The organism is Flavobacterium sp. SM15, assembly GCF_022012335.1.
GTDB lineage: Bacteria > Bacteroidota > Bacteroidia > Flavobacteriales > Flavobacteriaceae > Flavobacterium.
This window is the reverse complement of record NZ_JAKLTO010000005.1, coordinates 15,080-27,841: the sequence shown is the minus strand read 5'-3', so window position 1 is coordinate 27,841 and position 12,762 is coordinate 15,080. Positions and strand designations below refer to the sequence as shown.

General features: G+C 38.1%; 11 protein-coding genes. All 11 read left to right on the top strand.

The features are described 5' to 3' along the window. Positions 1 to 3: 3 nt before the first annotated feature. The 11 genes from trmD to uvrB all read left to right on the top strand — a co-directional run bounded on the left by trmD (position 4) and on the right by uvrB (position 12,661). Entirely contained in the window at positions 4 to 681 is a 678-nt protein-coding gene (gene trmD / locus LZZ90_RS09570) for a tRNA (guanosine(37)-N1)-methyltransferase TrmD (protein ID WP_237790471.1), read from the top strand. A 178-nt stretch (positions 682 to 859) separates the two neighbouring features. Beyond that, positions 860 to 1,210: a 50S ribosomal protein L19 gene (gene rplS, locus LZZ90_RS09565; RefSeq protein WP_237790470.1), complete on the top strand. Its 351-nt coding sequence runs from the start codon at positions 860 to 862 to the stop codon at positions 1,208 to 1,210. Positions 1,211 to 1,468: 258 nt separating this feature from the next. Beyond that, positions 1,469 to 3,691: an NADP-dependent isocitrate dehydrogenase gene (locus LZZ90_RS09560; RefSeq protein ID WP_237790469.1), complete on the top strand. Its 2,223-nt coding sequence runs from the start codon at positions 1,469 to 1,471 to the stop codon at positions 3,689 to 3,691. 148 nt (positions 3,692 to 3,839) lie between these two features. Further along, positions 3,840 to 6,206, top strand: coding sequence for a TonB-dependent receptor (locus LZZ90_RS09555; protein ID WP_237790468.1), 2,367 nt, complete (start codon positions 3,840 to 3,842; stop codon positions 6,204 to 6,206). Positions 6,207 to 6,209: 3 nt separating this feature from the next. Beyond that, positions 6,210 to 7,037 carry a DUF4249 domain-containing protein gene (locus LZZ90_RS09550; RefSeq protein ID WP_237790467.1) on the top strand — a complete coding sequence of 276 codons (828 nt, stop codon included), beginning with the start codon at positions 6,210 to 6,212 and terminating at the stop codon, positions 7,035 to 7,037. Positions 7,038 to 7,063: 26 nt separating this feature from the next. Further along, entirely contained in the window at positions 7,064 to 7,726 is a 663-nt protein-coding gene (locus tag LZZ90_RS09545) for a thiamine diphosphokinase (RefSeq protein WP_237790466.1), read from the top strand. A 95-nt stretch (positions 7,727 to 7,821) separates the two neighbouring features. Beyond that, the gene (locus LZZ90_RS09540) at positions 7,822 to 8,250 is read left to right on the top strand and encodes a thioredoxin family protein (RefSeq protein WP_237790465.1); all 429 of its coding nucleotides are present in this window, start codon (positions 7,822 to 7,824) and stop codon (positions 8,248 to 8,250) included. 3 nt (positions 8,251 to 8,253) lie between these two features. Next, the gene (locus LZZ90_RS09535; protein WP_237790464.1) at positions 8,254 to 9,174 is read left to right on the top strand and encodes an FAD:protein FMN transferase; all 921 of its coding nucleotides are present in this window, start codon (positions 8,254 to 8,256) and stop codon (positions 9,172 to 9,174) included. Positions 9,175 to 9,184: 10 nt separating this feature from the next. Continuing rightward, positions 9,185 to 9,394, top strand: a complete 210-nt coding sequence (locus tag LZZ90_RS09530) for a DUF4266 domain-containing protein (protein WP_237790463.1) — start codon at positions 9,185 to 9,187, stop codon at positions 9,392 to 9,394. Between the two features lie 15 nt (positions 9,395 to 9,409). Beyond that, a complete protein-coding gene (locus LZZ90_RS09525) occupies positions 9,410 to 10,615 on the top strand; it encodes a DUF3570 domain-containing protein (RefSeq protein WP_237790462.1) in 1,206 nt (401 codons plus the stop codon). Positions 10,616 to 10,672: 57 nt separating this feature from the next. Then, complete coding sequence (gene uvrB, locus LZZ90_RS09520) at positions 10,673 to 12,661, top strand: excinuclease ABC subunit UvrB (protein WP_237790461.1); 1,989 nt, start codon at positions 10,673 to 10,675, stop codon at positions 12,659 to 12,661. The last annotated feature ends 101 nt before the right edge of the window (positions 12,662 to 12,762 follow it).

The window sequence follows — 12,762 nt, the reverse complement described above, 5'->3', positions numbered from 1 at the left end:
GAAATGCGCATTGACATCATAACCGTTTTACCCGATTTAATCCGAAGTCCGTTTGAAGCTTCCATCCTCAAAAGAGCCATTGCCAAAGGTTTGGTGGAAGTTCATATGCACAACCTTCGCGATTACAGCACCAACAAACACAAAAATGTGGACGACTACCAGTTTGGTGGCGGAGCGGGAATGGTTATGAGTATCGAACCGATTGATGCCTGTATTTCAAAGTTAAAAAGCGAACGTGACTACGACGAAGTGATTTACATGACGCCGGACGGAGCGACTTTGAACCAACAAATGGCGAATTCCATGTCATTATTAAAGAACATCATCATTCTTTGTGGACATTACAAAGGTGTAGACCAACGGGTTCGCGATCAATTCATTACCAAAGAAATTTCTATTGGAGATTATGTTTTGTCTGGTGGAGAATTGGGTGCCGCTGTTTTATGTGACGCGATTATCCGATTGATTCCCGGTGTTTTAAGTAATGAGACTTCGGCATTAACAGACAGCTTTCAGGACAATTTGCTTTCTCCTCCTATTTATACAAGACCAGCGGAATACAAAGGATGGAAAGTTCCCGACATCTTATTAAGCGGAAACACACCTGAAATTGAAAAATGGCGTGAAAATATGGCGTATGAGCATACTAAAAACAGAAGACCGGATTTGTTGGAGGAATAATTCCGTATAACCAACAGTTCTTATAAAAACAGAACCTGAAAACTGCGACTGCGACTGAAAACTTTACAAAGAAATTTGTGATTTAAAATAAAATTCGTAATTTCGCAGCCACATTCAGCCCAACCTCTGACGATAACCGTGTATGTTGCTCTGATTCAAACATTTAACTTAAAAGATCATGTCAAGTTTATTAAAATTTGTTCAAGACGAATTCGTAACTAAAAAAGATTTCCCTGATTTCGCAGCGGGTGATACTATCACTGTGTACTACGAAATTAAAGAGGGTGAAAAAACAAGAACTCAGTTCTTCAAAGGAGTTGTTATCCAAAGAAGAGGTGCTGGTAACACTGAAACTTTTACTATCCGTAAAATGTCTGGTGCTGTTGGTGTAGAGCGTATCTTCCCAGTTAATATGCCGGCTTTACAGAAAATTGAATTGAACCAAAGAGGTAAAGTTCGTAGAGCTCGTATCTTCTACTTCAGAGAACTTACTGGTAAAAAAGCAAAAATCAAAGAAAGAAGAAGATAATTCCCTTTCTGACGTTTATAAAATCAGCCTCGATAACCTCGGGGCTTTTTTTATGCAAAAAATTCACCTCTAAATTATCATTTTGACAAATTAAAACTTCCAAAATAACAATCTGATAATTCGTTCATTTCCTGACAATTTCCCGACGATTTCCCAACCGCTTTTCGGTATGATTTTCTTATATTTGCTTCGCTTTTTTTAAGCATCTTTCAATAAATACTTGTAAAAACACAGCTATAGCATTTAAAATTCAACCCAATGGCACAAAAATCAAAAATCCATTACACTTTGACTGATGAGGCTCCAATGTTGGCCACTCACTCATTCTTACCAATTGTACAAGCTTTTACAGCGCCTGCAAACATCGATATCGAATTGAGAGACATCTCATTGGCAGGGCGCATCTTGGCAAACTTTCCTGAATTTTTAAAAGACGATCAGAAAATTGGTGATGCCTTAACGGAACTTGGTCAATTGGCTAATACTCCGGAAGCGAACATCATCAAATTACCTAATATCTCTGCTTCGGTTATCCAATTAAAAGAAGCGATTGCAGAATTACAATCCCATGGTTTTGCAGTACCAAACTTTCCAGAGGAGCCTCAAACCGAGGAAGAGAAAAACATCAAAGCTAAATATTCAAAAGTTTTAGGATCTGCAGTTAACCCGGTGTTACGTGAAGGAAACTCAGACCGTCGCGCTCCAAAAGCGGTTAAAAATTACGCGAAAGCAAACCCACACCGAATGGGCACTTGGGCTTCAGACAGCAAAACAGAAGTAGCACACATGACTTCAGGTGATTTTTACGGAACTGAAACTTCAACAACGGTTGAAAAAGAAGGTAAATTCAGAATTGTTTTTACAGACAATACTGGTTCAACAACTGTTTTAAAAGATTTCGGAGCTTTAAAAGCTGGTGAAGTTATTGACAGTTCGGTAATGAACTTAAAAGCTTTAAAACAATTTGCTGCAGCAACTATCGCAGATGCAAAAGCTAAAAACGTAATGCTTTCCGCTCACTTAAAAGCAACGATGATGAAAGTTTCGGATCCAATTATTTTTGGAGCCATCGTAGATACTTTCTTTGCTGATGTTTACACAAAATATGCAGAGGTATTCAAATCGTTAGACATTAATGCCAATAACGGTTTACAAGATATTTACGATAAAATTGCAGGAATTCCTCAAGAAGCAGAAATCAAACAAGCCATTACAGATGCGCTAGCAAACGGTCCAAAAGTTGCGATGGTAAATTCTGATAAAGGAATTACGAACTTCCACGTTTCTTCTGATGTTATTGTGGATGCTTCTATGGCTGCTTTAGCGCGTAGTGGCGGTAAAATGTGGAACAAAGAAGGAAAAGAAGAAGACACAATTTGTATTATTCCGGATAGAACTTATGCTGGATTTTACTCCGCTGTTGTTGACGATATGAAAAAGAATGGTGCGTTAGATCCTAAAACTATGGGCTCAGTTCCTAACGTTGGATTAATGGCACAAAAAGCAGAAGAATACGGATCACACGACAAAACTTTCCAAGTAACTGCGGACGGAACTGTTACTGTTGAAGACGAAAATGGAACTGTATTGTTATCTCAAAATGTAGAAGCCGGTGACATCTTCAGAATGTGTCAGACTAAAGATGCTCCTATTCAGGACTGGGTTAAACTAGCGGTGAACAGAGCGCGTTTGTCTGACACCCCTGCTATTTTCTGGCTAGACAAAGACAGAGCACACGATAGAGAAATCATCAAAAAAGTAGAGAAATATTTAAAAGATTTCGATACTACAGGTCTAGACATCCGTATCATGGATGTAAAAGACGCGATGACAGAAACCTTGCGAAGAATCCGTGAAGGGAAAGACACGATTTCAGTTTCCGGAAACGTTTTACGTGACTATTTAACCGATTTATTCCCAATTTTAGAATTAGGAACATCAGCAAAAATGTTGTCCATTGTTCCTTTAATGAACGGTGGCGGACTATTCGAAACCGGCGCTGGTGGATCAGCTCCTAAACACGTGGAGCAATTTACTGAAGAAGGTTATTTACGTTGGGATTCTCTTGGTGAGTTCTTAGCACTTCAGGCTTCTTTAGAGCATTTGGCACAAACACAAAACAATCCAAAAGCACAGGTTTTAGCAGATACTTTAGATGAAGCCAATGCTAAATTCTTGGCAACTGATAAATCTCCGGCACGTAAAGTTGGGGAAATAGACAACAGAGGCTCTCACTTCTACTTGGCTTTATATTGGGCTCAGGCTTTGGCAAACCAAACTAAAGATGCAGAATTACAAGCTAAATTTGCTCCAATTGCCGCAGAATTAACTGCAAACGAAGCAAAAATCGATGCAGAATTAATTGCTGCACAAGGAAAAGAGCAAAACATCGGAGGTTACTACCAACCCTCTGAAAGTTTAACTGCAAAAGCAATGCGCCCTAGTGAAACTTTCAACAAAATCTTAGCCCAATTAGCTTAATTACAATTTTCAATACCACCAAAAGACAGCTCAAAAGGCTGTCTTTTTTATTTTAAAACTCAATACATTAACCAAACCTTAACAATCATTCTCTTTCAAAATCACGAAATTTGCATCTTAATATCAAACACCTTTTTCCAATACTATTATGCAAAAATTTCTACTGGTAGTTTTGACCGTTTTTTATTTTTCCAGCATGCATTCGCAGGAGAAATTCACTATTAGTGGCACAATTTCAGATAAAAACACCAATGAAAGCTTAATTGGGGCTAACATTCAGATTCGAAATACAAAAATAAATTCCATAACCAATGAATATGGATTTTATTCCTTGACCCTTCCCAAAGGCGAATACACTTTACAGATTACCATGGTTGGGTATCAGGCGGTAGAAGAAACTATTTCACTAACAGAAAACCGTACCAAAAATTTTAAACTAACCGAAGAAAACAAACAGCTCGAAGAAATCGTTATTTACAACAAACCTAAAGCTAACATCCGAAAACCGGAAATGAGCGTTAATAAATTATCCATTGCCACCATAAAGCAAATGCCGGTGGTTTTAGGTGAAGTCGACATCATTAAATCACTTTTATTTTTGCCCGGAGTTACCAATGCCGGAGAAGGTCAATCGGGTTTTAATGTTCGTGGTGGTGGTGCCGATCAGAATTTGATACTTTTAGATGAAGCCACGATTTACAATTCTTCTCACGTTTTTGGAATGTTTTCGGTGTTCAATCCCGACGCTATTAAAGATTTAAAACTTTACAAAGGCGGAATTCCGGCACGTTACGGCGGTCGTGCCTCATCGGTTTTGGATATTTATCAGAAAGACGGAAACAGCAATAAATTCAGCATAAACGGTGGAATCGGTTTAATTTCCAGTAGATTATTAGCTGAAGGACCCATCGTAAAAGAAAAAGGTTCGTTTTTGTTTGGCGGACGGGCTTCCTACGCGCATCTTTTTCTGAAATTATCCGACAATAAAAACTCGGCCTATTTTTATGATTTAAATACCAAACTCAATTACAAACTCAACAAAAACAACAACTTGTATCTTTCCGGTTACTTCGGAAGGGACATTTTTTCTTTGAACGAAACCTTCACAAATACTTACGGAAATGCCACGATCAACACTAGGTGGAACCATTTATTTTCCGACAAACTTTTCTCGAATCTATCCCTGATTTACAGTGATTATTACTATGGACTCGTTTTGGATTTCGTGGGTTTCAACTGGAAGTCGGGAATCAAAAATTATAATTTAAAGTACGATTTCAAGCATTATCTATCCGACAAATTAAAACTGAATTACGGAGCCAATGCCAATTACTATGACTTCAATCCGGGAACTATTAAACCTTTGAATGATGAATCCTCAATTAATTACAGGCAATTAGAAAAAAAATTCGCAATCGAACCTGCCGCATATATTGATATCGAACAAACCATCACAAACAAACTCAACGTTTCTTACGGAATCAGATACAGTCAATTTTATCGTTTGGGAGCCTCTACAATAAATCACTATGCAAACACACAGCCTGTAGATTATGATGAAGATCTGAAAATTTATGAAAAAGGAACTCCTATAGCAACAAAATATTATGGCAGAAACAAAAAAATAGCCAGCTATGATAATTTCGAACCTCGTTTAGCTATTGCATACGAAATCAATGAAAACCAATCCGTTAAAGGAAGTTATCATCGAATGACACAATACCTGCAACTCATTTCCAACACAGCCTCACCTACTCCTTTGGATGTTTGGACGCCAAGCGATATGTACATTAAGCCGCAAATTGCCGATCAGTTCGCTTTGGGGTATTTCAACAATTTTAAAGAAGAGAAATACACACTGGAAACGGAAGTTTTCTATAAAAAAGTTAAAAACCGAATGGATTACATCGACGGTGCGGATTTAATCGCCAACGAAGCCATCGAACAGGTAATCTTAAACGGACGAATGCGCTCTTATGGTTTGGAAGTTTTACTGCGAAAAAACACCGGAACCTTAAACGGATGGATTGCTTACACACTTTCCAAATCACAACAGCAAACCCCAGGAAGAACCCCAACCGAAGTTGGAATCAACAACGGAAACTGGTACAATTCTGCCTACGACAAAACCCATAATTTAGCCATCACCGGAAGTTATAAACTCAATAAAAAATGGAATTTTGGAGCGAATTTTACTTTACAAACCGGGCAACCCGTAACTTATCCTACCGGAAAATATGTTTATCAGGGAATTACCGTTCCTAGTTACAATTCCAGAAATGCCGACCGTTTGCCTTTGTACCATCATTTGGATGTTTCGGCTACCTTGACCACCAAACAAAAAAGAGAAAAACGTTTCAAAAGTGAATGGGTATTCAGTATCTATAATTTATACAGTCGAAAAAATGCAGCTTCCATCAGTTTCCGTCAGAATTACGAAACCGGAGCCAACGAAGCCGTTCGGTTGTCCATATTCGGTATAGTGCCTTCCGTTACTTATAATTTCAAGTTTTAAAAAATGAAAAATATCCTAATATACCTGTCGTTATTTATTTCCTTTATCCTGATAACCGGATGCGAAGACGTTGTGAATGTTGATTTGAAAGACGATCAGCCCAAATTGGTAATAGACGCTGCGATTAAATGGCAAAAAGGAACAACAGGCGAAAATCAGATTATAAAGCTGAGCCTGACCAATAATTTTTACACCAATGAAATTGTTCCTGCTTCCGGAGCTACGGTAACCGTTACCAACAGTTCAAACACTGTTTTTGATTTCATTGAAAGCGGTACAACCGGAAATTACCTCTGCACCAACTTTGTTCCGGTAGTTAATGAAAGTTACACGCTGACAGTTCAGTACAACGGAGCTATTTACACCTCAACCAGTAAACTTTATGCCACGCCACCAATTATAAATGTGCAACAGGAAACAGTAACCGGTATTGACGGAAGTGATTTGATTCAGATCAAATTTTTCTATCAGGACAACGGAGCTGAAGAGAATTATTACTTAATTACAGTAGTCAATCCTAATAAAGTAATTCCGGAATACGGTGCTTTAAGTGATGAATTTTTCCAAGGAAATGTGATGTTCGGGTTTTACGCCAGCGACAAAACCAATCCCGGAATCACACTTTTATTACAGGTGCAGGGCATTTCCAAATCGTATTACAATTACATGAACAAACTCATCACGATTGCCTCAACTAATTCCGGTAATCCGTTTGCTACGCCACCGGTAACTTTACGTGGTAACATCATCAACCAAACCAACCAAAACGATTTTCCCTTGGGGTATTTCAGTTTAGGGGAAACCGACACTCGGAATTATCTGGTACAATAGTTATCTTTGAGAAAATATTTTCACAGATGTCTTCACACCATATAGTACGCGACGATCAAGAACCCGCATTAATCATTGCCAACGGAGCCGAATGCAGTTCCGAATTATTAGGTCAGCTGCTGGAATGGTCTCCTTTGGTTATTGTCTTAGATTCTGCTATAGAACGTGTCTTTAGTTTAGGAATCAAAGTCGATGTACTTTTGGGAGATTTCGACCGAGGTTTCGACCCCGAGTACTATCGTGAAAAACAATATCCGCTGGAAATTGTACATACTCCCGATCAGGAAAAAACCGATTTGGAGAAAGCTTTTGATTTTTTAATTGATAAAGGTCATAAAGCTGTAAATGTCGTGTGGGCTACGGGAAAACGTGCCGATCATACTTTTGCCAACATTACTAATATTGTCCGCTACCGTCACCAACTGAAAATTGTTATACTGGATGATCATTCCAAAATCTTTCTCTTGCCGAAACACTTTCAAAAATGGTACACTAAAGACAGTATTATTTCATTGATTCCGATAGGACATGTAACGGGAATTCATTCGGAAAATCTGTTTTATCCACTTAGAAATGATACACTTACCATCGGTTTTAGAACTGGAAACAGTAACCATGCCGCACAAGATGGTTTGGTTACCATAAACCACGATGAAGGAGACTTAATCTTAATCGAATCTTTAGATTAGAGCAATACTTTTCTTTTCAAATATTCGTTATTTTGTTGTAATTTAATTGACTATTAAACTGTTAAAAAGTAAACCTAATAAAAACAGTATTTGTAATGAAGTGGAAATTAATGACATTTTTGCTGTTGTTCAGCCTTTTAATGACAGCACAGGCAACCAAACACTTAACCTTTAAGGAATCCTTAGAAAAATCCAAAACGGAAAACAAAAACCTATTGCTTTATTTTTCGGGTTCCGATTGGTGCGCACCTTGTGTAAAATTCAAAAAGCAATTTATACTAACGGATGCCTTCGCAAAATTCAGTGAAGAATCGTTAATTCTTTTTAACGCCGATTTTCCAAGATTAAAGAAAAACCAATTACCGGAAACGGAAGCAAAAGAAAATGACATTCTTGCCGAGAAATACAACAGTAAAGGGTATTTCCCAATGATCCTGCTTTTGAATCCGAAAGGAGAAATCTTGAAAAAATGGGAACAACTTCCAACGGAAACCCTTGAGGAATTCATTGCCAAATTAAAATAAAGCATGCTTTTAAAAAAGACGGATAAATTAATGGGAAACCGTTTCGAGTTTACCGTTTTAGGCCCCGATGAAAATTGGTGTTCCGATAAAATTGATACGGCTATTGAGGAGATCAGAAGGATCGAAAAACTTCTTACCACATTTTCGGAAGAAAGCATTACGTTTAAAATCAACGAAATGGCAGGGATACAGCCTATTGCGGTTCCTGAAGAAGTTTTTTCATTAATCCAACGATGCCAGATGATTTCACAAATGACTCAAGGGGCTTTCGATATCAGTTACGGCGGCTTGGACAAGAAATTCTGGAATTTCGACACAAAAATGACTGCTTTACCCGATTCGGAACTGGCAAAAAAATCGGTAAGCCTGATTAATTATCAGAACATCCTTTTAGACGAAAAAAACAAAACCGTTTTTTTAAAAGAAAAAGGAATGCGCATTGGATTTGGAGGAATCGGTAAAGGATACGCTGCAGAAATGGCAAAAAAGAAGTTACTTGAAAACGGTGTAGAAAGTGGAATTGTAAATGCTTCCGGTGATTTATCCGCATGGGGTGTTCAAGAAAACGGACAACCTTGGACTATCGGTATTGCAGACCCAAACCATCAGAACGAAATTTTTTCTTCCTTTCGCATTACCAACACAGCTGTTGCAACTTCCGGAAATTATGAAAAATTCGTAATTATTGACGGGAAAAAGTATTCTCACACCATCGACCCAAAAACAGGTTTTCCGGTACGAGGTATCAAAAGTGTAACTATTATTGCCGAAAACGCAGAAATCGCAGATGCTTTGGCCACACCGGTTACTGTAATGGGTATTGAAGTGGGATTGGATTTTATCAATCAGTTGCGGGGCATCGGGTGCATCATCATAGACGATAACAACAAAAAACACTACTCAAACAATATTAGACTAACCTAACAGTACGACAATGAAAAAAATAATTTGTGTGCTTTTAATAGCGGGGAGCGCTATACATTGCAAATCGGTAAAAGAGTATCAAAAGTCGAAAATTAACGACTCGGAAATGGAATTGGCAGCAAAAAAAACGGAAAAATTTGAGAACACTTTTCAATTGTACCGTGAAGGAAGTTCGGGTGCCAATGGTGGAAAAACAGGCGGTGGCTGCGGTTGCAACTAATTAAAATGTATTGAAATGAAACGTAAGATATTTGCAGCTTCCATTTTAGCTTTCTTATTTGGAAATCACGCCAAAGCACAGGATACCACTACCGATTCTTCTGCCTATAAAAAGCAGAAACTTAAAATCGAGGAAATAAATTTTATATCGAGTTACTATTCTCAAAACGGGGATAATTCTGCCGTAACCGGTGGAAAAGGAACCGAAAAACTAACCGATATTGCCACAACTTTCGATATCAAAGCTTCTAAAAGAGACAAAAACAACAACAAACATAATTTTGCTTTCGAATTGGGAATCGATTCCTATACTTCGGCATCATCCGATAAAATCGATCCGAATACTGTAAGTTCTGCTTCTTATCAGGATGTAAGGGTTTATCCTTCTTTGAATTATGCATTCCAAAACGAAGAAAAAAACTATGGCTTAAACGGTGGTTTGTCGTTTTCTGGAGAATTTGATTATACTTCAATTGGGGGAAATTTAGGTTATACCAAAATCTCAAAAGATAAAAACCGGGAATTCTCCGTAAAAGGAATGGCTTTTTTCGATACATGGAAAGTGATTTTACCAGTAGAACTGAGGAATACTCCATCCGATAACGATGCCAAACATGGCGATATGAAACCGCGAACGTCTTATAATTTAGGGCTTACGCTTTCGCAGGTTATCAATCAAAATTTCCAGATGGCATTCTTAACAGATTTTGGTTATCAGCAAGGATTATTAGCTACGAAATTTAACCGTGTCTATTTTAATAATGCTTCGGTACGTTCTGAAAAACTTCCCGATACCCGTTTCAAATTACCGGTGGGAGTACGAGCCAGTTATTTTCTGGGCGACAACATCGTTTTAAGAGGCTTTTATCGTTATTACTGGGACAACTGGAACCTGCAATCGCACACGTTCAGCATTGAACCGAGTTATAAGCTTAATGCTTTTACCTCGATTTCCCTACCCTATCGTTTTTACACACAAAGTGCTGCAAAATACTTCCAACCGATTTTCCTGCATGGTACTGCAGAAGAGTTTTACACCAGTGATTTCGACTTGTCAAAATTCAACAGTAACATGATCGGTTTAAGCTTTAAAAAGACCGATGCAGACAAAGGTATTTTTCACGTAAAACGCATCAATAGCCTTGAGCTAAGGTACGGATTCTACACCCGAAACAATGGTTTAGATTCCCACATTATTACTTTGGCTCTGCGATTTAAATAACACTAAAGGGTTGTTTTTCTTTGTATCTTTACAGCAAAGATTTACAGCCCTTTTTATATGAAATTCGAAGTTGTTTCCAATTTTGCCCCAATGGGCGACCAACCACAGGCTATTGAGAAATTAGCCAATGGCATTGTTAATAACGAAAAATACCAGACCCTTTTGGGGGTGACCGGTTCCGGAAAGACTTTTACCGTTGCCAATGTAATTCAGGAAGTGCAGCGTCCTACATTGGTTTTGGCGCACAATAAAACACTTGCGGCTCAGTTATATTCGGAGTTCAAACAGTTTTTTCCGAACAATTCCGTTCAGTATTTTGTTTCTTATTACGACTATTACCAGCCCGAAGCGTTTATTCCGGTAACAGGAACGTATATCGAAAAAGATTTGTCTATTAACGACGAATTGGAAAAACTTCGTTTGAGCACTACTTCTGCCCTGCTTTCAGGACGTCGTGATGTTTTGGTGGTAGCTTCAGTTTCGTGTTTGTACGGTATTGGAAACCCCGTGGAATTTCAAAAGAACGTGATTTCTATTGAACGCGATCAAACCATTTCACGCACTAAATTATTACATCGATTAGTTCAAAGTTTATATTCGAGAACTGAAGGCGAATTCACTCCGGGAACTTTTAGAATCAAAGGCGATACCGTGGAAATTTTTCCAAGTTATGCTGATGAGCCATTTCGCGTGCACTTCTTTGGAGATGACATTGAAGAAATTGAAGCCTTTGATCCTAAAACCGCACAGGTAATTGAAAAATACGAAAAGCTGAATATTTATCCGGCCAATATGTTTGTGACTTCGCCTGATGTGTTACAGAATGCTATTTGGGAAATTCAGCAGGATTTGGTAAAACAAGTCGATTATTTCAAAGAAATAGGCAAGCATTTAGAAGCCAAGCGATTAGAAGAACGCACCAATTTCGATTTAGAAATGATTCGCGAATTAGGCTATTGCTCAGGAATTGAAAACTATTCAAGATATTTAGACGGAAGACAACCAGGCACGCGTCCATTCTGTTTATTGGATTATTTTCCGGATGATTATTTAATGGTAGTGGATGAAAGTCACGTAACCATTTCGCAAGTACACGCAATGTATGGAGGCGACCGCAGCCGTAAAGAGAATTTGGTGGAATACGGTTTCCGATTACCCGCAGCGATGGACAACCGTCCACTTAAATTTGAAGAGTTTGAAAGCCTTCAGAATCAGGTAATTTATGTTTCGGCAACTCCAGCGGATTATGAATTACAAAAATCAGAAGGTATTTATGTAGAACAAGTAATTCGACCTACAGGATTACTTGATCCGATAATAGAAATTCGTCCGAGCCAGAATCAGATTGACGATTTAATCGAAGAAATTCAGCTACGTTGCGAAGCCGATGAACGCGTTTTGGTAACTACTTTAACCAAACGTATGGCCGAAGAACTTACCAAATATTTAACCAAAGTTTCAATCCGTTGTCGATATATTCACAGTGATGTGGATACCTTGGAGCGTGTTGAGATCATGCAGGATTTAAGAAAAGGAGTTTTTGATGTTTTAATCGGGGTAAATCTATTACGTGAAGGTTTAGACTTACCTGAAGTTTCCTTGGTAGCCATTTTAGATGCCGATAAAGAAGGGTTCTTAAGAAGTCATCGCTCCCTTACCCAAACCGTTGGTCGTGCTGCGCGTAACGTAAATGGTAAAGCCATCATGTATGCTGATAAAATTACCGCATCGATGCAAAAAACCATTGATGAAACTACTTACCGTCGTGAAAAACAGATGAATTACAACAAAGCAAACAACTTGGTTCCGAAAGCGTTGAACAAAAGTTTAGGTAATGCTTTGGCTGGAAATTCGGTATCCACGCAATATTTTGAAGACAAAGCTTATAAAGAATCTTTATCAGAGAATTTGTATTTGTCCAAACCGGAAATCGAAAAGAAAATCCGTGAGCTACGAAAATCAATGGAAAAAGCAGCAAAAGATTTAGACTTTATGCAAGCGGCCAAATTGCGTGATGAAATAAAACATCTTCAGGAAAAAATATAACAAAAATATAATTAATTGAATTTTAACATTTTACACGTTTAATTCGTAAATTTATATACTCCTTTCTACCTAGTTTTTCAACCGAGTATCCACTCAAAAAC